Annotated in this window: 21 protein-coding genes; 13 read left to right on the plus strand and 8 right to left on the minus strand. The window is 74.6% G+C overall.

The window, feature by feature from the left end:
• Position 1: 1 nt before the first annotated feature.
• The gene (gene rpmF, locus ACVMYR_RS25495; RefSeq protein WP_077939967.1) at positions 2–181 is read left to right on the plus strand and encodes a 50S ribosomal protein L32; all 180 of its coding nucleotides are present in this window, start codon (positions 2–4) and stop codon (positions 179–181) included.
• A complete protein-coding gene (locus tag ACVMYR_RS25500; RefSeq protein WP_077939968.1) occupies positions 178–1,404 on the plus strand; it encodes a GTP-binding protein in 1,227 nt (408 codons plus the stop codon). Before rpmF ends, ACVMYR_RS25500 begins: the two co-directional genes overlap by 4 nt.
• Before the next feature lie 124 nt (positions 1,405–1,528).
• On the opposite strand, the gene ACVMYR_RS25505 is transcribed toward ACVMYR_RS25500, so the two are convergent.
• Entirely contained in the window at positions 1,529–1,789 is a 261-nt protein-coding gene (locus ACVMYR_RS25505; RefSeq protein ID WP_077939969.1) for a type B 50S ribosomal protein L31, read from the minus strand.
• Positions 1,786–3,108 carry a CobW family GTP-binding protein gene (locus ACVMYR_RS25510; RefSeq protein WP_457122963.1) on the minus strand — a complete coding sequence of 441 codons (1,323 nt, stop codon included), beginning with the start codon at positions 3,106–3,108 and terminating at the stop codon, positions 1,786–1,788. The genes ACVMYR_RS25505 and ACVMYR_RS25510 overlap by 4 nt, the downstream gene beginning before the upstream one ends.
• Positions 3,109–3,368: 260 nt before the next feature.
• Here ACVMYR_RS25510 and rpmB point away from each other — a divergent pair, with 260 nt between their 5' ends.
• The 4 genes from rpmB (at position 3,369) to ACVMYR_RS25530 (ending at position 4,977) form a co-directional block, all read left to right on the plus strand.
• A complete protein-coding gene (gene rpmB / locus ACVMYR_RS25515) occupies positions 3,369–3,605 on the plus strand; it encodes a 50S ribosomal protein L28 (RefSeq protein ID WP_077939976.1) in 237 nt (78 codons plus the stop codon).
• On the plus strand, positions 3,605–3,772 hold the full coding sequence (gene rpmG / locus ACVMYR_RS25520) for a 50S ribosomal protein L33 (RefSeq protein ID WP_396788470.1): 168 nt from the start codon (positions 3,605–3,607) through the stop codon (positions 3,770–3,772). Before rpmB ends, rpmG begins: the two co-directional genes overlap by 1 nt.
• Positions 3,772–4,077, plus strand: a complete 306-nt coding sequence (rpsN, locus tag ACVMYR_RS25525) for a 30S ribosomal protein S14 (RefSeq protein WP_457122964.1) — start codon at positions 3,772–3,774, stop codon at positions 4,075–4,077. The genes rpmG and rpsN overlap by 1 nt, the downstream gene beginning before the upstream one ends.
• Positions 4,078–4,140: 63 nt before the next feature.
• Complete coding sequence (locus tag ACVMYR_RS25530) at positions 4,141–4,977, plus strand: class I SAM-dependent methyltransferase (protein WP_457122965.1); 837 nt, start codon at positions 4,141–4,143, stop codon at positions 4,975–4,977.
• Between the two features lie 76 nt (positions 4,978–5,053).
• Here ACVMYR_RS25530 and ACVMYR_RS25535 read toward each other — a convergent pair whose 3' ends face one another.
• Positions 5,054–6,352 carry a glycosyltransferase gene (locus tag ACVMYR_RS25535; protein ID WP_228986838.1) on the minus strand — a complete coding sequence of 433 codons (1,299 nt, stop codon included), beginning with the start codon at positions 6,350–6,352 and terminating at the stop codon, positions 5,054–5,056.
• A 253-nt stretch (positions 6,353–6,605) separates the two neighbouring features.
• Between ACVMYR_RS25535 and ACVMYR_RS25540 the strand changes: the two genes are divergently transcribed.
• From ACVMYR_RS25540 to ACVMYR_RS25555, 4 genes are all read left to right on the plus strand, one after another.
• Entirely contained in the window at positions 6,606–7,712 is a 1,107-nt protein-coding gene (locus tag ACVMYR_RS25540) for a calcium:proton antiporter (protein WP_077939978.1), read from the plus strand.
• A 165-nt stretch (positions 7,713–7,877) separates the two neighbouring features.
• Positions 7,878–8,627, plus strand: coding sequence for a neutral zinc metallopeptidase (locus ACVMYR_RS25545; protein ID WP_043968802.1), 750 nt, complete (start codon positions 7,878–7,880; stop codon positions 8,625–8,627).
• A 155-nt stretch (positions 8,628–8,782) separates the two neighbouring features.
• Entirely contained in the window at positions 8,783–9,430 is a 648-nt protein-coding gene (locus ACVMYR_RS25550; protein WP_457122966.1) for an HAD family hydrolase, read from the plus strand.
• 369 nt (positions 9,431–9,799) lie between these two features.
• Positions 9,800–10,978, plus strand: a complete 1,179-nt coding sequence (locus ACVMYR_RS25555; protein WP_457122967.1) for a Cmx/CmrA family chloramphenicol efflux MFS transporter — start codon at positions 9,800–9,802, stop codon at positions 10,976–10,978.
• A gap of 162 nt (positions 10,979–11,140) precedes the next feature.
• Here ACVMYR_RS25555 and ACVMYR_RS25560 read toward each other — a convergent pair whose 3' ends face one another.
• The 5 genes from ACVMYR_RS25560 to ACVMYR_RS25580 all read right to left on the minus strand — a co-directional run bounded on the left by ACVMYR_RS25560 (position 11,141) and on the right by ACVMYR_RS25580 (position 17,603).
• Positions 11,141–13,699, minus strand: coding sequence for an ABC transporter permease (locus tag ACVMYR_RS25560; RefSeq protein ID WP_457122968.1), 2,559 nt, complete (start codon positions 13,697–13,699; stop codon positions 11,141–11,143).
• The gene (locus ACVMYR_RS25565) at positions 13,699–14,472 is read right to left on the minus strand and encodes an ABC transporter ATP-binding protein (RefSeq protein ID WP_077939983.1); all 774 of its coding nucleotides are present in this window, start codon (positions 14,470–14,472) and stop codon (positions 13,699–13,701) included. The genes ACVMYR_RS25560 and ACVMYR_RS25565 overlap by 1 nt, the downstream gene beginning before the upstream one ends.
• Before the next feature lie 198 nt (positions 14,473–14,670).
• Entirely contained in the window at positions 14,671–15,360 is a 690-nt protein-coding gene (locus ACVMYR_RS25570) for a response regulator (RefSeq protein WP_077939984.1), read from the minus strand.
• A 52-nt stretch (positions 15,361–15,412) separates the two neighbouring features.
• Complete coding sequence (locus ACVMYR_RS25575) at positions 15,413–16,609, minus strand: sensor histidine kinase (protein WP_077939985.1); 1,197 nt, start codon at positions 16,607–16,609, stop codon at positions 15,413–15,415.
• A gap of 76 nt (positions 16,610–16,685) precedes the next feature.
• Positions 16,686–17,603, minus strand: coding sequence for a RecB family exonuclease (locus ACVMYR_RS25580; protein WP_077939986.1), 918 nt, complete (start codon positions 17,601–17,603; stop codon positions 16,686–16,688).
• 153 nt (positions 17,604–17,756) lie between these two features.
• Here ACVMYR_RS25580 and ACVMYR_RS25585 point away from each other — a divergent pair, with 153 nt between their 5' ends.
• From ACVMYR_RS25585 to ACVMYR_RS25595, 3 genes are read left to right on the plus strand one after another with little or no spacing between them, the layout of a single operon-like run.
• Positions 17,757–18,848 (plus strand): M50 family metallopeptidase, encoded by a 1,092-nt coding sequence (locus tag ACVMYR_RS25585; protein WP_396788640.1) that lies wholly within the window; start codon positions 17,757–17,759, stop codon positions 18,846–18,848.
• On the plus strand, positions 18,845–19,906 hold the full coding sequence (locus ACVMYR_RS25590; RefSeq protein ID WP_431894710.1) for a tRNA (adenine-N1)-methyltransferase: 1,062 nt from the start codon (positions 18,845–18,847) through the stop codon (positions 19,904–19,906). The genes ACVMYR_RS25585 and ACVMYR_RS25590 overlap by 4 nt, the downstream gene beginning before the upstream one ends.
• On the plus strand, positions 19,903–20,475 hold the full coding sequence (locus ACVMYR_RS25595; RefSeq protein WP_043968814.1) for a hypothetical protein: 573 nt from the start codon (positions 19,903–19,905) through the stop codon (positions 20,473–20,475). The genes ACVMYR_RS25590 and ACVMYR_RS25595 overlap by 4 nt, the downstream gene beginning before the upstream one ends.
• Positions 20,476–20,548 lie beyond the last annotated feature (73 nt).

Raw genomic sequence — 20,548 nt, forward strand, 5'->3', positions numbered from 1 at the left:
CATGGCCGTACCGAAGCGGAAGATGTCGCGGTCGAACACCCGGCACCGGCGGGCGCAGTGGAAGGCGGCGGTGCCGCAGCTGACCCCCTGCCCGTGCCCGCGCAAGGAGATGGTGGTGCCGCACCGGGCCTGCGCCCACTGCGGGCTGTACAAGGGGCGTCAGGTGGCGGAGCGGCCGTGACCGGACGGCTCCCGGTGACGGTGCTGTCCGGGTTTCTCGGTGCCGGCAAGACGAGCCTGCTCAATCACGTGCTGGCCAACCGGGACGGGCTGCGGGTGGCGGTGATCGTCAACGACATGAGCGAGGTGAACGTCGACGCCGCGCTGGTCCGTGGTGGCGGCGCGTTGTCGCGGACGCAGGAGCGGCTGGTCGAGCTGACCAACGGCTGCATCTGCTGCACCCTGCGCGACGACCTGCTCGCCGAGGTGGCCCGGCTGGCCCGGCTGGGCCGCTTCGACTACCTGCTGATCGAGTCCAGCGGCATCTCCGAGCCGATGCCGGTCGCCGCGACGTTCGCCTTCGGCGTGGAGGGCGGGCAGGTGCTCGACGATCTGGCCAGGCTGGACACCACGGTCACCGTGGTCGACGCGGCGGGCCTGCTGGCCATGATCGAGGCGGGGGAGAGCCTGGAAGCGCGGGGGCTGGCCGCGTACGAGGGTGACGACCGTGGCATCGCGGATCTGCTCGTCGACCAGATCGAGTTCGCCGACGTGCTGGTGGTCAACAAGACCGACCTGGTCGGCGCGGCGGACCTGAAGGTGGTCGAGGCGTTGTTGACCCGGCTGAACCCGGCCGCCCGGCAGGTCCGTGCCGTGCACGGTCGGGTCCCGCCGGCGGAGGTCCTCGACACCGGCCGGTTCGACCTGGAGCGGGCGGAGACCGCGCCCGGCTGGGTCGCCGAACTCAACGGAGGGCACGTGCCGGAGACGGAGGAGTACGGCATCTCCAGCATCGTGTTCCGTGACCACCGGCCGTTTCACCCGCAGCGGCTGTGGCGCCTGTTCGCCGAGGGCGTGGACGGCTACGGGGTCGTGCGGTCGAAGGGCTTCCTGTGGCTGGCCAGCCGCCCCGACGTCCAGGCCTTGTGGTCGCAGGCCGGCCCGACGGGGCGGTGCGACCCGCTCGGCGTCCCGGTGGTGGCGTCGGGACAGTGGCCGCAGGACCCCGACGAGCGGGCCGAGCTGGAGTCCCGCTGGCATCCGGTCTTCGGCGACCGGCAGCAGGAACTCGTCCTCATCGGCGTGCACCTCGACGGCGACGGCCTGCGGGCGGCCCTGGCGGCCTGCCTGCTCACCGACACCGAGATCGCCGCCGGGGAGGACGCGTGGCGGGCGTTGCCCGACCCGTTCCCCCGGTGGGACCTCGGGGACCTGCCCGGCCACGCGGACCCGGTCCCGGCCTGACGAGGGCCGCCACCGGGCAGTCGGGGCTCGTCGAGCAGCAGCGGGGCGGGGTCGGACATCGCCCGGTGGCGGCGCGAGTGGGCTCACCATTCGCGCCGCCACCGGGAGGCGGGCGGCCCGGTGTTCACCCGCCCCGTGGCCCGCGGCGGGCGTACTTCTGGCGGAACTTCTCCACCCGGCCGGCGGTGTCGAGCAGGCGTTGCCTACCGGTCCAGAACGGGTGGCTCGCCGACGAGATCTGCACGTCGATGACGGGATAGGTGTTGCCGTCGTTCCACTCGACCGTCTGGTCGCTGGTGGCGGTGGAGCGGGTGAGGAAGGCGAAGTCGGCGCCCTTGTCGCGGTAGACGACGGGCCGGTACTCGGGGTGGATGCCGGGCTTCATGCGGGTCGTTCCCCTTCGGTGTCGGTGTCGGTGTCGGTGTCGGTGTCGGTGTCGTCGGTCGGCTCCTCCGCCCCGAGGGGGAAGCAGCCGGCGAACGGGTCGGGGTAGGTGCGCCAGGCGTCCTCGCCGTCGGCGAGTTCGGCATCGGTGAGCAGGCAGCCGGCGAGGGTGCGGTGCAGCTCGACGGGGTCGATGTCGACGCCGATGAAGACGAGGTGCTGGTGCCGGTCGCCGTAGTAGGGGTCCCAGTCCAGGGCGGCGGCGATGCGGCGCTGGTCGTCGACGTGTTCCCAGCGGTCCTCGGGCAGGCTGACCAGCCAGTGCCCGAGGGACCCCATGGCCAGGCCGCCGCCGGCGAACTCCCAGGCCACCACCGTGTCGGGCTGGCTGGCCAGCCAGAGGTGCCCGCGGGAGCGGATCACCTCGGCCTTCACGTCCTCCAGCACGTCGTGCAGGCGCTGGGGGTGGAACGGCCGGCGGGCGCGGAAGACGGCGGAGACCACTCCGCAGTCGGGGTCCGGCTCGTGTGCGCCGAGGGCGTAGCCCTGCAGGCCGCGGGCGAGTATCCCCGGGGTTCCCGGACGGTGCCGACGCGTGTGGCGCAGCTGGCTGGTCAACGCGCCGGCGTCGACGAGGTCGCCGTCGACGCGGAGGTGGGTCGCCCACGGGGCCATCCGCCGCAGCAGGACCGACAGCCTGCTGGTGTCGAAGGCGCCGTCCCGCGACTGTCCCCAGAGCACCAGCGTGTCGGCGTACTCGATCTGCCGCACCACGACGTCGGCGAGCGCGCGGTGGTCGTCCTCGGCGGCCTGGATGCCGAGCGTGGTGAGGTCGTCGGTGCTGGACAGGCCGTCGAGCAGGTGTTCGGCGTCGAGGACGGTCACGTAGGAGTCGACGCGGACGAGATCGGTGATCGGCTTGCCGTCGACGAGGCAGTGGGCGCAGGCGGCGGCGACGGCCTCGGGCTCCACCACCTCCGGCAACATGAGCACCAGGTCCCGGCCGGGACGGGTGCGGGCGAGGCGGGCGATGGTGGGCAGCACGTCCTCGCGAAGTGTGCAGGAGACGCAGCCGTGCCGCAGGGCGATCCGTTCGTCCTCGACGATGCCGGCGGCGGAGCGGACCACCCGACGGACGACGCCGTCGCGGATCCGGGCGAGGTCGTGCCGCACCAGCAGCAGCGACTCGTCGGCGGCGAGCAGCGTGCGGGCGACGGCGAAGGTTGCCGCCGGCCAGAACCCGGACAGGACGGTCAGCGACGGGCGGGTATCGGCGTCGGTTGGCGCGGCATGCGGCGGGGCCTGCGGTGACGACGACATCGGACTCCTCTCGACGTAGTTGAAAACGATTGTCATTCTAAGCACACGGCGCGGCCGGGGTGTGCATCGGCCTGTGGGCCCGACGTGGTCGGGGTGCCGAGGTCGAGTCGGGGCGCGACCCGCCGCCCCGGGATCCGGGTCGGGTCCTCGCCCGGTGGCGAGTCGACGGTGGCGGCCCGGTGTGGATGCGGCCGCGCGGCTGGTGTAGAACTGAAAATCATTGTCGTTATTGTTACGGCTCCCACGAAGGAGTGAGCACCGTGTCCCGACGCTGTGACGTCACCGGCGCGAAGCCGAGCTTCGGCAACGCCGTGTCCCACTCCCACCGGCGCACCCGCCGCCGGTGGAACCCCAACCTGCAGCACCACCGCTACTGGCTTCCGTCGGAGCGGCGCTGGGTCAGCCTCACCCTGACGGCCAGGGCCCTGCGGACCGTGGACCGCAAGGGCATCGAGAAGGTCGTCGCCGAGCTGCGTAACCGGGGGGTGAAGGTCTGATGGCCCGCCAGAGCGACGCCCGTCCGATCGTGCGGCTGCGCAGCACCGCCGGCACCGGCTTCACGTACGTGACCCGCAAGAACCGTCGAAACGACCCGGACCGTCTGGTCCTGCGCAAGTACGACCCCGTCGTGCGCCGGCACGTCGAGTTCCGCGAGGCGCGCTGATGGCGAAGAAGAGCATGGTCGACCGGCAGGCGCGCCGACAGGAGCTGGTGGCCCGACACGCCCAGGCGCGAGCGGAGCTGAAGCGGCTGGTCGCCCACCCGGGGACCGACCCCGACGTACGGGCCGAGGCGGTCCGCCGGCTCAGCCGGCTTCCGCGCGACTCCAGCCCCGTGCGGCTGCGCTCCCGCGACCAGATCGACGGCCGCCCCCGAGGAGTGCTGACCCGGTTCGGGCTCTCCCGGGTGCGGTTCCGCGAGCTTGCCCTGCGCGGCGAGCTGCCCGGGGTGCGCAAGTCGTCGTGGTGAGGCCGCCACGTGCGATCCGGTGAGCGTACCGCTGGTGGTCTCGGCGGCCGGTAGGGTGCGGCCGTGACGGACCGGTGGACGTGGGACGAGTCGCTGTTCGCGGGCGCCGCCGCGCACTACGAGCGGGGCCGCCTGCCCTACGCGGCGGGATTCGTGGCGGCGCTGGCCGACGAGCTGGGTCTCGACGGGTCGGGGCGGCTGCTGGACGTGGGGTGCGGCCCGGGGACGGTGACCGTGCCGCTGGCGGGCTGCTTCGCCGGGGCGGTGGGCGTGGACCCCGACGCCGGGATGCTGGCCCGGGCGCGGCTGCGGGCCGCGCGCGACGGCGTGGGCACCATCCAATGGGTACGGGCGCGGGCCGAGGACCTGCCCGCAGGGCTGGGCGTGTTCCGGGTGGTGGTGTTCGCGCAGTCGTTCCACTGGACGGTGCAGGACGCCGTCGCCGCGACGGTGCGGGGGATGCTGCCGCCGGGCGGGGCGTTCGTGCACGTCGCCGACGCCAGGGAGCCGCTGTCGACGGAGGGGCTGCCGGATCCGGTGCCCCCGTACGAGGCGGTCGCCGAGCTGGTGCGCCGCTGGCTCGGGCCGGTGCGGCGGGCCGGTCGGGGGTTCCTGCCGGACGGGACGCCGGGCGGCGAGGAACGGGTCCTGGCCGGGGCGGGGTTCGCGGGCCCCACGCGGCTGCGGGTGCCCTCCGGCGTGGTGGTGCGGCGGTCGGTCGACGACGTGGTGGCGTGGGTGCACTCGCGCTCGGACGGGGCCCCGCACCTGTTCGGGCCGCGGCTGGCGGAGTTCGACGCCGACCTGCGGGCCCTGCTCTCGGCGGCGTCGTCCGGGGGATGGTTCGCCGAGCGGGCGCCGGACACGGAACTGCGGATCTGGCGTACGCCCCTGGGCTGAGGGCCGGCCAGTGGCCGGGTGACGTGCCGCCGGCCGGCGCGGGGGCCGGCCGGCGGCACGCGGTGGGACGGGCCGGTCAGCCGGCCGCGATGGACGCGGCGGCGGCCACCTGCACCAGCGGCCCCTGCACCAGTGGGCCCTGCACGGAGCCGCCGATGCGGCGGGCCTCGGCGAGGAGGTGGGCGCGCCAGCGCCGCCACAGCGGGGTCATCCGGGAGGTCAGCCAGACGACGTCGACGGCGTCGTCGGGCAGGACGGTGCGGATGCCGAGGGCGTGATGGGCGGGGCGCATCGGATCGTCGGGGAGCTTGGCGATCAGCGTCTCGTCGTAGTCGAACAGGTGGGCGGGCGGGAACCCGGGTGGTAGTTCGCCCCCGCAGCCGAACACGGCGATGCGGGTGCCGGGCGGCACGGTGTCGCGCAGCCGGGCCAGTTCGGCGGTGACGTCGAGGGCGCGGACCCGGTTGACGGCCCGGCGGATGGCGGGCAGTTCCTGGCGCAGGTGCCAGGCGCGGGTGTCCTCCAGTTGGGGCAGGTGCCGGGCGAACCAGGCCCAGAGCAGCTCCAGCACCGGTTCGGGGTGCTTGCGCAGGATGGTCAGGACGTTGCTGGGGTCGTCGCCGGTGTCGACGGCGGCCTCCCGGGGGTGGGGGCTGTCCACCGCCCACGCCTCGCGGCTGACCTCGAAGGCGAGCCCGTGGCGGTCCAGGCGCAGCCCGAGTTCGATGTCCTCGCCGCCCCAGGAACGGAAGTCCTCGTCGAAGCCGCCGACGGCGTGGAAGTCGGCGGCCGGCACGGAGCAGTTGAGCGACCAGAACAGCTGCCAGGCCAGGGGGACGCGGGACAGGTCGAAGGCGGTGCTGGCGAAGGTGGCGTGCCGACCGTCCTGGAAGGAGGGCAGCGCGCCGAACGTGCGGACGATCTCCTCGGGGGTGCGGTCGCGGGTCGCGGCCTCCAGCCCGGGGACGGGGTCGCCGGGCTGGTAGCCGAAGGTGTAGCCGAGGACGGCGCGGGGCGGCCCGGGGCGGGCGTGGGCGGCGAGGTGGGCGGTGAGGAAGTCGGGGCCGGGCAGCACGCCGGTGTCGACGAACGCGAGGACGGCGCCGGTGGCCAGCCGGGCGCCGGCGTTGCGGGCGGCGGCGGCTCGGAAGCCGAGGTCGGGCTGGAAGTGGTAGCGCAGGCGGAGCCGGTCGGCGAACGCGTCGACGGCCTGCCGGGTGTCGTCGGTGGAGCCGTCGTCGGCGACGACGACCTCGTATCGCTCGGCGGGCATCCGCTGGCCGGCGAGCGCGGTCAGGGTGCCGCGCAGCAGGGGCGAACGGTTGTAGGTGGGGACGATGACGGAGATCAGTGGCGTTGCGGCGCCAGATGACATGGTGTGACTCCGGTACTCGGGGGCGTCACAACCTATCGACCGATGGCGGTGCCGCACATCAGTCGTGAGGCTTGTTCATTTCCTGCTTCCGGAATGCGGGAAGCCCTGGCCGGCGGGGCATTCCCGCATTGCCGGGCATCATTGCCGGGTATCCACGGTGACCGAAACGGCCCAGTCGCAGGCGGCGCGGCACGGGGCCGGGCCGCGTCCCGAACTGTGGGCGATGATCGCGATTTCTGGCAGGGTTGACCCCATGCTCGCCGTCCTGCGCTCCCGCGTCACCGACTGGACCCTCACCGTGCCCGTGCTGGCCGTGGTGATCCTGGCTCTGACCTGGGGCAGGGAACTGCCCCCGCTGGTCGTGGGGGTGGTCGCGACGTTCCTCGCCGGGGCGGTGCTCGCCGCCGTGCACCACGCGGAGGTGGTCGCCCACAAGGTGGGGGAGCCGTTCGGCTCGCTGGTCCTCGCCGTCGCGGTCACGGTGATCGAGGTGGCCCTGATCGTCACCCTGATGATCAGCGGCGGGGACAAGACGGTGTCGCTGGCCCGGGACACGGTCTTCGCCGCCGTCATGATCACCTGCAACGGCATCCTCGGCCTGTCGCTGCTGCTCGGGGCGCTGCGCCGCCGGGTGGCGGTGTTCAACCCCGAGGGCACCGGCGGTGCCCTGGCCACCGTGGCCACCCTGGCCACCCTCAGCCTGGTCGTGCCGACCTTCACCACCAGCCGGCCCGGCCCCGAGTTCTCCACCCCGCAGCTCGTCTTCGCCGCCGTGGCCTCGCTCGCCCTGTACGGGCTGTTCGTGCTCGTGCAGACCGGCCGGCACCGCGACTACTTCCTGCCGGTCACCTCCGACGGGACCGTCGCCGACGCCGACGGGGACGGGCACGCCGACCCGCCCTCGGCCGGCGCCGCCCTGGCCAGCCTGATCATGCTGCTGGTGGCGCTGATCGCCGTGGTGGGCCTGGCGAAGATGGTGTCCCCGGCGATCGAGGCCGGGGTGTCGGCGGCGAACCTGCCGCAGGCCTTCGTCGGTGTGGTGATCGCGCTGCTGGTGCTGCTGCCCGAGACCCTCGCCGCCGCCCGCGCCGCGCGCCGCGACCGGGTGCAGATCAGCCTCAACCTGGCCCTCGGCTCGGCCATGGCCAGCATCGGCCTGACCATCCCCGCCATCGCGATCGCCTCCATCTGGCTCGACGGGCCGCTGCTGCTCGGGCTCGGCGGCACCCAGCTGACCCTGCTGGCGCTGACCGTCGTCACCGGCGTGCTGACCGTGGTGCCGGGCCGGGCCACCCTGCTGCAGGGCGGCGTGCACCTGGTCCTGCTGGCCGCGTTCGTCTTCCTCGCCGCCAGCCCCTGATCCCTCGCCGCCACCCCTGAGGGCCGCGCGCCGGCCCGGCCCACGCGTGCGGCCCACGGGTGCGGGCCGGTCGACCGCGATCGGGGATGGTCACCGTGTCGCCGGCCGGGCATGATCGACAGGGAGCCGGGGTAGTGGACCGGTCGGACGAGCCGGGGAGGCACTGTGACGGCACGGTCGGGACGTCGGCCCGGCGGCCCGCTGGCCGGGCTGCTGGCCGCGTTGGTGCTGGCCAGCGGCTGCGTGGTCGGCGGGGTGAACGAAGGCGCGCCGCAGCAACCCCTGCCCCGGTCGACCCGCCAGCCCAGCTCGCCGCAGGGGGAGCAGACCCGCGCCGACGGCACCACCAGCGTGGCCGAGTTCCAGGAGGACATGGCCGTCGCGGTGGACAAGGCCGAGATCTACTGGACCGCGCAGTTCCGGGCGTCGGGCCGGCGGTTCCAGCCGGTGCGGCGGGTCGTGCCCTACCAGCGGGAGGGCGAGGTCTCCTGCGCCGGGCAGGCCCTGCCCCGCAACAACGCCGTGTACTGCTCGGCGGGCGACTTCATCGCCTACGACGTCCGCTGGTCCGTGGCGGCGTTCCGGCAGGTCGGCGACGCGTTCCTCTACTACCTGCTCGGCCACGAGTACGCCCACGGCATCCAGGTGCGCCTCGGCATCCGCGCCCAGTTCACCATTCAGCAGGAGCTGCAGGCCGACTGCATGGCCGGGGCGTACATCGGCGGCTCGATCGAGGCCGGTCACCTGCGACTGGAGGACGGCGACCTCGACGAGTTCCGGGAGGGGCTGCTCGCCGTCGGCGACGACCCCGACCAGCCGTGGTTCGCCGAGGGGGCGCACGGCACCGCCGAGCAACGCACCGACCACTTCTTCCGCGGGTACGAACAGGGCCTCGCGGCCTGCAACCTGGGCTGACGGCGCACCCGGCGGGCCGGCCGCCGGGCGGCGGCGGGACCGCCGGGCGTGGACAGGGGCGGGGACCGGGTCCCGGCCGGGGCGGGCCGGCTGCGAGGATCGGGTCGACCCCGCGACGCCTGGAGGACCCCCTGAGCAGCCACCACCCCGCCGCCGTGCTCTTCGACATGGACGGCACCCTGGTCGACAGCGAGAAACTGTGGGACGTCGCGCTGCGCGAGCTCGCCGCCGAATACGGCGCCACCCTCTCCGACGCCGGCCGCAAGGCGCTCATCGGCAACAGCATGGCCGACGCGATGCGGATCCTGCACGACGACCTCGGCCAGCCGCACCGCGACCCGCAGGTCAGCGCGGCGTGGATCGACGCCCGGATCCTGGAGCTGTTCCGCACCGGGCTGCGCTGGCGGCCCGGCGCGCTGGCGCTGCTGCGCGCGGTCCGCGCGGCGGGCATCCCCACCGCCCTGGTCACCTCCAGCGGCCGCCCGCTCGTGGAGGTGGCGCTGGACACCCTGGGCCGGGACAGCTTCGACGTGGTGGTCTGCGGCGACGAGGTGGACGCGGCGAAGCCGCACCCGGAGCCGTACCTGACGGCCGCCCGGCTGCTCGGCGTGCCGATCGCCCGGTGCGTGGCGATCGAGGACTCCCCGCCCGGGGTGGCCAGCGCCCTCGCCGCCGGCGCGGCCGTGCTGGCGGTGCCGGCGGAGGTGCCGATCACGCCGACCGACGGCGTACACCAGCTCGACAGCCTGACCGGCGCGGACCTGGAACTGCTCGCCGCTCTGCTCGGCGAGCCGCCCGCCTGACCGCCGGCCTCCCCGCGCCTGCGTCGATCTCCGTTGACGGTGCTCCGCGTGGCAACTAGGCTCCGCTGCGTGTCCGGCCCCGAGGCATCCAGACGCTAGCCACCGCTGCGCGGTGGCTGGCCCCGACAAGGGCGCGGTGAAGCTCGGCCCAGGCTGAGCCAGCGCGCCTCGTCGCCGTGCCGTCACCCACGCCGCCGCTGTTGCCCGGGATGCCGTAGCCGCCGCCCTGACCTGATCGGGCCCGTGCTGCCGTGGCTCCCGGTCGCCTCGCGCGGCGGTGCCCGGGTTCCCGGCTGGACCGATCCGCCGCGCCGTGGCCCGCCGCGTCCCCGCCCCGCCATCCACCCACGACGCGGTTGTGGAGTCGTCATGCCAATTGTGATCTACATCCTCGGGCTCGCCGTCTTCGCCCAGGGAACCTCCGAGTTCATGCTGGCCGGCCTGATCCCGGACATCGCCGCCGACCTGCGGGTCTCCGTCCCGGCAGCCGGCACGCTCACCTCGACCTTTGCCGCCGGAATGATCATCGGGGCGCCGTTGATGGCCGTGCTCAGCCTGCGCTGGCCCAGACGATGGGCGCTGCTGGTCTTCCTGACCGCCTTCATCGCCGCCCACGTCGTCGGGGCGGTCACCGGCAGCTTCGGTGTCCTGTTGGCCACCCGCGTCGTCGGTGCCGTGGCCAACGCCGGGTTCCTGGCCGTGGGGCTCGCCACGGCGGTCGGCCTGGCCGGGCCACACGCCAAGGGCCGGGCCGCCTCCGTGCTGCTCGGTGGCGTCACCCTCGCCTGCGTCGCGGGGGTGCCCGCCGGCGCCGTGCTCGGAAACCTGTGGGGCTGGCGTACGGCGTTCTGGGCGGTGGCCGCCGTCTCGGTGCCCGCCGCCGTCGCGATCCTGCGCTCCGTGCCGCCCACGCCCCCGGGCGCCCCCCTGCCCGACGCGCGGCGGGAACTGCGCGCGCTGCGCCGTCCCCGACTGGCCGTGACCCTGGCCCTGGCCGCGCTGGTCAACGGCGCGACCTTCTGCACCTTCACCTACCTGGCCCCGCTGGCCACCGAGGTCAGCGGGTACGGCAGGGCGTGGGTGCCGGCGCTGTTCGCGGTCTTCGGCCTGGGATCCTTCGTCGGAGTCACCGTCGCCGGCCGGCTGTCGGACACCCGGCCGATGCGCATCCTGGTGCCCGGCGGCCTGGCCCTGCTCGCCGGCTGGCTGCTGTTCGCGGCGACCGCCGCGATCGCCCCGGTGGCGTTGCTGCTCGTCCTCGTGCAGGGGGCGCTGTCGTTCGCCGTCGGGGCCACGCTGATCACGCTGGTGCTCTACCGTGCCGCCGACGCGCCGTCGCTGGGTGGCTCCTTCGCCACCGCCGCCCTCAACGTGGGCGCGGCCGTCGGTCCCCTGCTGGGCGGCGCCGCGATCGGCGCGGGCCTGGGCTACCGGTCCCCGCTGTGGGTCAGCGCGCTGCTGGTGGCGCTGGCCCTCACGGTGGGACTGGTCCCGGCTGCCCGGAGCCGGGCCCGGACGAGCCCGCCGGGGCAGCCGATCCCGTCGTAGCCCCGGCGGGCCCGGCCGCCCGCCCGCCGCGGTGGGCGCCCGGCCCGGCGCCCGCTGTGGGCACCCGGCCCGGCGCCCGCCGTGGGCGCCCGCCCGGCGCCCGGCGTTAAGAAGGGCCCCCTGCTATGCAGAATGCGTTAACAGGGGGCCCTTCCTTGCACGTCAGTCGTGGGCGATCGCGCCCAGGACGTTGATCCGGGCGGCGCGGACCGCCGGCAGCGCCGCCGCGACGACCCCGATCACCGCGGCCAGGCCGAGGAAGATCCCCATCTGCGACCACGGCAGCACCAGGTCGGTGATCCCCTCGTCCTTCAGCGCGCGGACCACCGCCGCGCCGAGGCCGGTGCCGACGGCGACGCCGAGCAGCGCGCCGAACACGGAGATCACCACGGCCTCCACGGTGATCATCCGCATGGTCTGCGCCCGGCGCAGCCCGATCGCCCGCAGCAGCCCCAGCTCCCGGGTGCGTTCCAGCACCGACAGCGCCAGGGTGTTGATGATGCCCAGCACCGCGATCACGATGGCCAGCGCCAACAGGATCTGGATCATCGTGAGCAGGGTGTCGAAACCGCTGGTCTGCTGCTCGATGTAGCTGGCCCGGTCGGCCACCGACACCTCCGGGTTGTCGGCCACCAGCGCGTCGAGCTGCGGCTGCACCTGCGACACCGGCGTGCCCGGGGTCAGCCGCACCAGCGCCGTGAACGGCTCCGGGTTGGTGAACTCCGGCCCCGCCTGCCCGGGCAGGATGATCGACCCGATGGACTGCTCGTCGGGCAGCACCGCCGCCACCGTGTACGTGTGCGGCCCCTCGCCCCGGGCGAACTGCGCGGTCAGCCGGTCACCGACCGACTTGCCCAGCTCCTTCGCCCCGGACACGCTCAGCGCCACCTGGTCCGGCTTGAGGGTGGCGGCCGTGCCCGACTGCGGCACGGTGCCGTAGATGCGGGCCATCGCGGCCAGGTCGGTCAGCGCCACCACGTACGTCCGGTCGCCGTCGACGATCGCGTTGTCGTTGTAGACGCCCAGCACCGCGTCCACCCCCGGCAGCGCGGCGGCCTTGTCCACCACCGACGCGTCGAACGTGGGCGGCCGGGGCCCCGTCTGCTCCCCGGAGATCACCAACTGCGCGTCGACGGTGCGCTCCGCCGAGGCGGAGATGCTCGACTTCGCCGAGTCCAGGATCACCGTCACCCCGGTCACCAGGGCGATGCCGACCATCAGCGCGGCGGCGGTGATCGCCGTGCGGCGCGGGTTGCGCCCCGAGTTGAGCCGGCCCAGCCTGCCCGGCACCGACCAGGCGAACAACGCCCCGAGCAGCGACACCACCGGGCGGCTGATCAGCGGGGTCAGCAGCGCCACCCCGATGAACGTGAACAGCACCCCGGCCAGGATCACCGTCAGCGTGGCCCCGCCCGCGTTGCCGGTCAGGCCGACGGCCAGCAGCCCGCCGCCGAGGGCGGTGACCACCGCCCCGGACACCGTGACCTTCGTCAGCGGCCGGTCCGGGGTGGCCACGTCCTGCATCGCCGCGATCGGCGGGATGCGCGCCGCCCGCAGCGCCGGCAGCAGCGCCGCGACGACCGTGATCAGCATGCCGACGGTGAACGCGCCGACCACCGCCTGCGGCGGAACGCCGATCCCGGCCAGCTCCAGCCCGCCGGCGAACCGGCCGAACGCCCAGGCCAGCAGCGCGCCCACCCCGACGCCCGCGCCCAGCCCGAGGACCGAGGCGATCAGGCCGACCGCGAGGGCCTCCAGCACCACCGAACCGATGATCTGCCGCCCGCTCGCGCCGATGGCCCGCATCAGCGCCAACTCCCGGGTCCGCTGCGCCACGATGATCGAGAACGTGTTGAGGATCAGGAACGTGCCCACCAGCAGCGCCACCGCGGCGAAGCCGAGCAGCACCTTGTTGAAGAACGACAGCCCCTCCTTGAGGCTGGCCGACGAGGCGGCGGAGAGCTCCTCGCCGGTCTTCACGTCAAAGCCGGCGCCCAGCGTGCGGGCCACGTCGTCGCGCACCGTCTCGGCGCGCACCCCGTCGGCGACCCGCACGGTGACGTTGTTGAACGTGCCGGGCTTGCCGAGCATCAGCCGCTGGGCGGCGGGCGTGGTGAACGCGACCTCGTTCGCGCCGCCGATGGTGTCCCGGCCGCTGCTGTAGCCGAAGACCCCCACCAGGGTGAACTCGCGCCGCTTCGACTCGAACGCGGTCATCGCGCCGACCCGGTCACCCACCTTCACCTTCGCTGCCTTCGCCAGCGCCGCGTTGACCGCGATCTCGTCGTCGGCCTGCGGGCCGCGCCCCTCGCGCAGCCGCACCAGGTCGCTCTCGCCCGCCCAGTTCACGCCGAGCTGCGGCGGACCGAACGAGGTGACCACCTTGCCGTTGCTGCCGATCAGCCGGGCCCCGTCGGCGTTGACCCGACCCGTGGCCGACGCCACCCCCGGCACCGCCCGCACCCGGTCCACCACGTCCGCGGCGAACGGCGTGGACACCTGCTCGCCCTCGCCCTCGCCCACCTCCAGCTTCGGCTTCGCGGCCACGTTGACGTCGACGCCCGCGAACGCGTCGGCGAACACCGCGTCGAAGGACCGGCCGAGGGTGTCGGTGAGCACGAACGCCCCGGAGACGAACATGACGCCGAGCACCACCGCCAGGCCGGACAGGACCAGGCGCACCTTGCGCGCCAACAGGCTCTTCATGGTCGCCCGGAACATCAGTTGCCCACCTCGGTCGCGGCGGGGACGTCCAGCTTCTTCATCGTGTCCAGCACCGTGTCGGCCGTCGGCTCGATCAGCTCCGACACGATCTCCCCGTCGGCGAGGAACACCACCCGGTCGGCGTACGCGGCGGCCGTCGGGTCGTGGGTCACCATGACGATCGTCTGGCCGTGCTCGCGCACCGAGTTGCGCAGGAAGCTCAGCACCTCCGCGCCGGAGCGGGAGTCCAGGTTGCCCGTCGGCTCGTCGGCGAAGATCACCTCGGGGCGGGCGACCAGCGCCCGCGCGCACGCCACCCGCTGCTGCTGACCGCCGGAGAGCTGCGCCGGGCGGTGGTCGAGCCGGTCGCGCAACCCCACCGTCGCGATCACCACGTCGTACCAGGCCGGATCCGGCTTGCGCCCGGCGATCGACAACGGCAGCAGGATGTTCTCCTTCGCCGTCAGCGTCGGCAGCAGGTTGAACTGCTGGAAGATGAAGCCCACCTTGTCGCGGCGCAGCTTCGTCAGCCCCGCGTCGCCGAGCCCCGTCACCGTCGTGTCGCCGATCGCCACCGTGCCCCGGGTCACCGAGTCCAGGCCCGCCAGGCAGTGCATCAGCGTCGACTTGCCCGACCCCGACGGGCCCATGATCGCGGTGAACCTGCCCCGCTCGAACTCGGCGCTCACCCCCCGCAGCGCGACGACCTGCGCCTCGCCGCTGCCGTACACCTTCCACACGTCGCTTGCGCGGGCCGCGGCCTGCGCCTGGCGGCCTGTCGTCGCGGTCACGTCATCTACCTCTTCCGTCGGGTGGGCCGCACCGGCCCCCGCTGGCCCGGTGCGGGCATGTGCCCATCCTCAGGCCCCCGCGGCGCCGAACCCTCCGACTTCGGGCGGACCCACGGCGGATTTCCCGCTGCGGGTGGGCCCCGATTCCGGCTCAGGGTTGCCCCTGACCGCTACGCCCCCGCCTCACCAGGTCAACGGCTACCCCCGGGGCCGCACCAGACCCGACTCGTACGCGAGCACCACGGCCTGCACCCGGTCACGCAGCCCCAACTTCGTCAGCACGTGCCCGACGTGGGTCTTCACCGTCGTCTCGCTGACCGTCAACTCCCGGGCGATCTCCGCGTTGGACAGCCCCCGCGCCACCTGCACCAGCACCTCCCGCTCGCGCTCGGTGAGCGTGCTGAGCGCCCGCGGCGGCGTCGCCGCCGGATCGGGCAGCGAGTCGGCGAAGCGGTCCAGCAGCCGCTTGAGGATCCGCGGGGCGACCACCGCCTCCCCGGCGGCGACCGTGCGGATCGCGGTCACCAGGTCCTCCGCCGGCACGTCCTTGGCCAGGAAACCACTGGCCCCGGCGCGCAGCGCCCCCACCACGTACTCGTCGAGGTCGAACGTCGTCAGGATCAGCACCCGCACCGGCAGCCGGGCATCGACGATGGCCCGGGTCGCGGCCACCCCGTCCATCCGGGGCATCCGGATGTCCATCAGCACCACGTCCGGCAGCAGCCGGCGGGACAGGTCCACCGCCTCCACGCCGTCGCCGGCCTCGGCCACGATGTCCAGCCCCTCCTCGGAGCCCAACACCATCCGGAACCCGGTGCGCAGCAGCGGCTGGTCGTCGGCGAGCAGGATCCGCACCGGCCGCGGCGGCGTCGCGCCCTCTTCGGTCATCTGGGGTCCCCCCGTCGCGCCGGCCCGGCCGGCTGGTCGTGACGCGGCCCGGTCACACCGGCACCGCCCCGAGCTGCTCCACCGGAATCCTCGCGTACACCCGGTAGCCGCCGCCGGGCCGGGCCCCGGTGCGCAGCGTCCCGCCGTAGAGACCCACCCGCTCCCGCATGCCCACCAGCCCGTGCCCGACCCGGACCGCGCCCGGCGCCGGCCCCCGACCGGTGTCGGTGACCTCCACCGCCAGGTACGCCGCGCCGAACGTCAACCGCACCACCGCCGTCGCCTCCCCGGCGTGCTTGAGGGCGTTGGTCAGGGCCTCCTGCACGATCCGGTAGACCGTCAACGCCACCCCCTCCTCCAACGACCCCGGCTCGCCCTCGACCCGCAACGTCACCGGCAGCCCCGCCTCGCGCACCTGCTCCACCAGCGGCTCGATGCCCGCCAGCCCCGGCTGCGGGGCCAGGTCGGCCGCCGGCTCCGCGTCGGTGCGCAGCACGTCCAACAGCCGGCGCAGCTCCCGCAGCGTCGCCCGGCCGGTGTCCTCGATCGTGGCGATCGCCTCGTCGGCGGCGTCCGGGTCGCGGCGCAGCACCCGCCGCGCCCCGGTGGCGAGGACCCCCATCACGCTCACGTGGTGGGCCACCACGTCGTGCAGCTCCCGGGCGATGCGCCGCCGCTCGTCGGCCACCGCCTGCTCGGCCAGGGACCGCTGGTTCTGCTCGGCCACCCGGGCCCGCTCCCGCAGCGCCTCGGTGGAGGCGCGGCGGGCGTGCACCGCCCGGCCCACCGCGTACGCCACCACGGCGACGAGCAGGTTGTTGAGCACCAGGTAGGCCGGACCCACCTCGAAGACCGTGTCGGCGATCGGGTCGAGGACGTTGACCGCCGCCACCGGCACCCACAGCGCCACGGCGGCCAGCGCCGCCGGGTGCGCCCGGTGGTGCGCTGCCATCGTGTACGTCAACGCGACGAAGGTGAGGCTCTGCGTGTTCGGGGCGTGCCCGAACAACACCGGCACCGCCAGGGTCGCCACGGCGGCGGCCACCGCCGGCCACGGCGCCGCCCGGCGCAGCGCCACCGGGGCGGCACACAGCACGCTCCAGCCCAGCGCCGCAGGCAGCGGGCCGGGCCGGAAGTCGACCGGGGTGAGCAGGACGAAGAGGGCGTCCACCAGCACCACGGCGACGGCGAGCAGCGCGTCGGCGGCCAGCCGGTGGCGGCGCAGCCACGCCCTCAACCCTGCGGTCATAGGGGAACGCTAGCCGCCGCCACGCGGGATCGATCGTCGCCGACGGTGAACCCGGTCTCCTCCTCAGGGAGGAGCCTCACTCGTCCGCGCCGGGCGGGCTGGGCCGCGACCGGGCGTCGACCAGCGGATCCGCCGAGGCGGCCGCCGCCGGGAACGGCGGCGGGGTCCCGCCGAAACTCGGGCACAGCGCCCGGTGGTTGCACCAGTCGCACAGCCGGCTCGGCCGGGGCCGGAAATCCTGCCGGGCCGTCGCCGCCTCGATCGCCTGCCACAACGCCACCACGGTGCGCTCGAACCGCGCCAGCTCCTCCGCGTCGGGGGCGTAGTCGCAGACCTCCGCGTCCTTGAGGTAGAGCAGCCGCAACACCCGCGGCACCACCCCGCGGGTGCGCCACAGCACCAGCGCGTAGAACTTCAGCTGGAACAACGCCCGCGCCTCGAACGCCTCCCGGGGCGCGCCGCCGGTCTTGTAGTCGACCACCCGCAGCGCCCCGTCGGGGGCCACGTCCAGACGGTCGAGATAGCCCCGGATCAGCAGCTCGTCGTCGACCACCGCCGAGATCAACGCCTCCCGCTCGGCCGGCTCCAACCGGCGCGGGTCCTCCACCGCGAAGTAGCCCCCCAGCAGCCCGGACGCCGACCGCAGGAACTCCGCCGTGCCGTCGGGATCGGCGGCGTCGAACAGGGCCGCCAGCTCCGGCTGCTCGGTGACCAGCCGGTCCCACTGCGGGGCCACCAGGTCACCGGCCGCCTCCGGGGTGCGCCCGGCCGCCGGCAGGTCGAACAGCCGCTCCAGCACCGCGTGCACCAGCGTGCCCCGGGCCTGCTCCACGCTCGGCCGCTCGGGCAGCCGGTCGATGCTGCGGAACCGGTAGAGCAGCGGACACGTCTTGAAGTCGGCCGCCCGCGACGGCGACAGCGACGCCCGGACCGTCGCCGGCACCTCCGCCGTGGCCCGCGCCTGCTGCTGGTCGATCACCGGTTCCGCCGTCATGCCCGGAAGGTTAGGCCACCGGTCCGACAAGCCCACCGCGCCGCTCCGGCAGGTGCCCGTCGGCGTCGGGTCCGTAGCATCGGGGCGATGGAGCCGCCGCAGACCGACCGACCGCCGCGCCGTCCCACCCGCCCCGGCCTCACCGTCGGCCGGATCCTCGGCGTGCCGCTGCACCTCAACGGGTCGATGCTGCTGCTGGCCCTGCTGGTCACCGTGACCTACGCCGAGTTCGCCCGCCGCCAGCTCGACCTGTCCCAGCTCGGCGCGTACCTGATCGGCGTCGGGTTCGTCGTGTCGCTGCTCGGCTCCGTGCTGCTGCACGAACTCGGCCACGCCCTCACCGCCCGCCGCTACGGCATCGGCGTGCGGGGCATCACCCTGGAACTGCTCGGCGGATACACGGAGATGGACCGCGATGCCCCCAGCCCTCGCGTCGACCTGCTGGTCTCGCTGGCCGGCCCGGCCGTCTCCGCGGTGCTCGGCGCCGCCGCCGTCGCCGCCACGTTGGCGCTGCCCGACGGCACCCTGACCAACCAGCTCGCCTTCCAGCTCGCGGTCAGCAACGTCATCGTCGCGCTGTTCAACCTGCTGCCCGGACTGCCGCTCGACGGCGGCCGCGCCCTGCGGGCCGCCGTGTGGGCGGTCACCCGCGACCGGCACACCGGCACCGAGGTCGCCGGCTGGGTCGGCCGGGTCGTCGCCGTCGGCACCGTCGCGGCGACGCTCGTGCTGACCGTCAACCGGCTGCTGGCGCCCCTCGCCCTGCCGCTGATGCTGCTCGTCGCGGTCACCCTGTGGCGCGGGGCGGGCCAGTCCATCCGGCTGGCCCGGATCAGCCGCCGCTTCCCGCTGATCGACCTGCGCCGACTGGCCCGCCCCGTCCTCGCCGTACCCACCGGCACCCCGCTGGCCGAGGCGCAGCGCCGCCGCGCCGAGGGCGACCGCCCCGACGCCGCGCTCGCCGTCACCGACGGCGCCGGCCGGCCCGTCGCGCTCGTCGACCCCGTCGCCGCCGACGCCGTGCCGCCGGCCCGCCGGCCCTGGATCGCCGTCGACGCCGTCGCCCGCGCCCTCGCCGGCCTGCCCGTCCTGCCGGCCGGCCTCGACGGGGAACGGGTCATGGAGGCCGTGCGGACCCACCCGGGCGCACAGTACGTCGTGACGGCAGGCGAAGATGTCGTCGGCGTTCTGCACATCGCGGACCTGGCGCAGCTCCTGGAACCCAAACGGAAGATGAACACGTGACCGCACATCCCCCCACCCTCCCGGCCGACCCCGACGCGCCGGCGTCCGCCGACACCCCGGCGTCGCCGCCCGTGCCGGCGGCCCACGGCAGCGCCGCGCCGGGCCTCCGCCACGCCAGGGGCCCCTTCCGCCCCGGCGACCGGGTGCAGCTGACCGACCCGAAGGGGCGGATGCACACGGTCACCCTGGAGCCCGGCAAGGAGTTCCACACCCACCGCGGGATCCTCGCCCACGACGCGCTCATCGGGCTGCCCGACGGCAGCGTGGTCACCACCTCCGGCGGCGGCACCGCGTTCCTCGCGCTGCGCCCCCTGCTGTCGGACTACGTCCTGTCCATGCCGCGCGGCGCCCAGGTGATCTACCCGAAGGACTCGGCGCAGATCGTCGCCATGGGCGACATCTTCCCCGGCGCGAAGGTCCTCGAGGCCGGCGCCGGCTCCGGCGCGCTGAGCTGCTCCCTGCTGCGGGCCGTCGGCACCACCGGCGAACTGCACTCCTACGAACTGCGCGACGACTTCGCCCAGATCGCCCGCCGCAACGTCGAGGCGTTCTTCCACGGCCCGCACCCGGCGTGGCGGCTGCACGTCGGCGACGTCGCCGACTGCGCGGAGACCGGCTTCGACCGGATCATCCTGGACATGCTCACCCCCTGGGAGGCCCTCGACATGGTCGAGCGGGCCCTCGTGCCCGGCGGGGTGTTCATCGGCTACGTCGCCACCACCCCCCAGCTGTCGGAGCTGGTGGAAGCGCTGCGCGAGCGCGGCGGCTGGACCGAGCCGCGCGCCTGGGAGTCCCTGGTGCGCGACTGGCACGCCGAAGGGCTCGCCGTGCGCCCCGACCACCGGATGATCGCGCACACCGCGTTCCTCGTCTCCGCCCGCCGCCTCGCCCCCGGCGTCACCGCCCCGCCGCGGCGGCGCAAACCCAGCAAGGGCGCCGAGGCGTACGCGGAACGCAAGCAGGCGCTGCGCGCGGCCGCCGAGGCCCGCCAGGCCGCCGCCGCCCAGGCCGCCGGGGCGCTGCCCGACACGGCGGAGGAGCGTGGGGTGGCCGGATGAGCCAGCCGGGCTTCGGCGGTCAGGACGTGCCGGCGGTCTTCCCCGACTGGTCGCCCTACCCGGATCTCGAATCGGCGGCGCGGGCCTACCTGCGGGACCCGGACGTCGCCCTGGAGGCCCTGGGCGGGGTGCTGCGCGGCGCGTCCGTGCTCGGCTTCACCCTCGAACGGTTCGTCAACGAGGTCAACGGCGTGTGGCAGGAGGTCGTGGTCTGCGACGGCAGCCGCCTCGTGCTCTGGCACGGCGAGGACGTGCCGCCGGGGGAGGGGCCGCCCGGCTCGATGACCTCGTCGCTGCGGGTGGTGCCGGTCTCCACCGTCACCGAGGTCGGCTGCCGGCGGCGGCTCACCCGCACCGACGACGGCCGGATCCGGGTCGACAGCATCGACGTCTACCTGCTGCTCACCTCGCTCGACGAGGCACCGCCCGGCGACGAGATCGGCGGGGTGCCCCGGCACGACGCACTGCGCTTCGGCAAGACCCTCGACGACGGCGGGGCGGGGCAGATCGCCCGGCTGGAGGAGTTCGCCCGGACGGTCGCCGCCGTGGTGGGCCGGCCGCTGCTCTGAGCCCGGCCCGCCGGGCGACGCCGCCCGGGTCGCCCCGCCCGGGGCGACCCGGCGGGTGCCCGGTCGACGCTCA

The sequence above is a fragment of the Micromonospora sp. PTRAS2 genome (genome assembly GCF_054052245.1).

Bases quoted from the DNA above. Each gene is read 5' to 3' on its own strand.
- ACVMYR_RS25570 (WP_077939984.1), bottom strand. From the start codon at position 15,360: ATGACCGAAGAGGGCGCGACGCCGCCGCGGCCGGTGCGGATCCTGCTC.
- ACVMYR_RS25540 (WP_077939978.1), top strand. From the start codon at position 6,606: ATGCTCGCCGTCCTGCGCTCCCGCGTCACCGACTGGACCCTCACCGTG.
- ACVMYR_RS25575 (WP_077939985.1), bottom strand. From the start codon at position 16,609: ATGACCGCAGGGTTGAGGGCGTGGCTGCGCCGCCACCGGCTGGCCGCC.
- ACVMYR_RS25595 (WP_043968814.1), top strand. From the start codon at position 19,903: ATGAGCCAGCCGGGCTTCGGCGGTCAGGACGTGCCGGCGGTCTTCCCC.
- ACVMYR_RS25535 (WP_228986838.1), bottom strand. From the start codon at position 6,352: ATGTCATCTGGCGCCGCAACGCCACTGATCTCCGTCATCGTCCCCACC.
- ACVMYR_RS25505 (WP_077939969.1), bottom strand. From the start codon at position 1,789: ATGAAGCCCGGCATCCACCCCGAGTACCGGCCCGTCGTCTACCGCGAC.
- ACVMYR_RS25510 (WP_457122963.1), bottom strand. From the start codon at position 3,108: ATGTCGTCGTCACCGCAGGCCCCGCCGCATGCCGCGCCAACCGACGCC.
- rpsN (WP_457122964.1), top strand. From the start codon at position 3,772: ATGGCGAAGAAGAGCATGGTCGACCGGCAGGCGCGCCGACAGGAGCTG.
- rpmG (WP_396788470.1), top strand. From the start codon at position 3,605: ATGGCCCGCCAGAGCGACGCCCGTCCGATCGTGCGGCTGCGCAGCACC.
- rpmF (WP_077939967.1), top strand. From the start codon at position 2: ATGGCCGTACCGAAGCGGAAGATGTCGCGGTCGAACACCCGGCACCGG.
- ACVMYR_RS25555 (WP_457122967.1), top strand. From the start codon at position 9,800: ATGCCAATTGTGATCTACATCCTCGGGCTCGCCGTCTTCGCCCAGGGA.
- ACVMYR_RS25560 (WP_457122968.1), bottom strand. From the start codon at position 13,699: ATGTTCCGGGCGACCATGAAGAGCCTGTTGGCGCGCAAGGTGCGCCTG.
- ACVMYR_RS25580 (WP_077939986.1), bottom strand. From the start codon at position 17,603: ATGACGGCGGAACCGGTGATCGACCAGCAGCAGGCGCGGGCCACGGCG.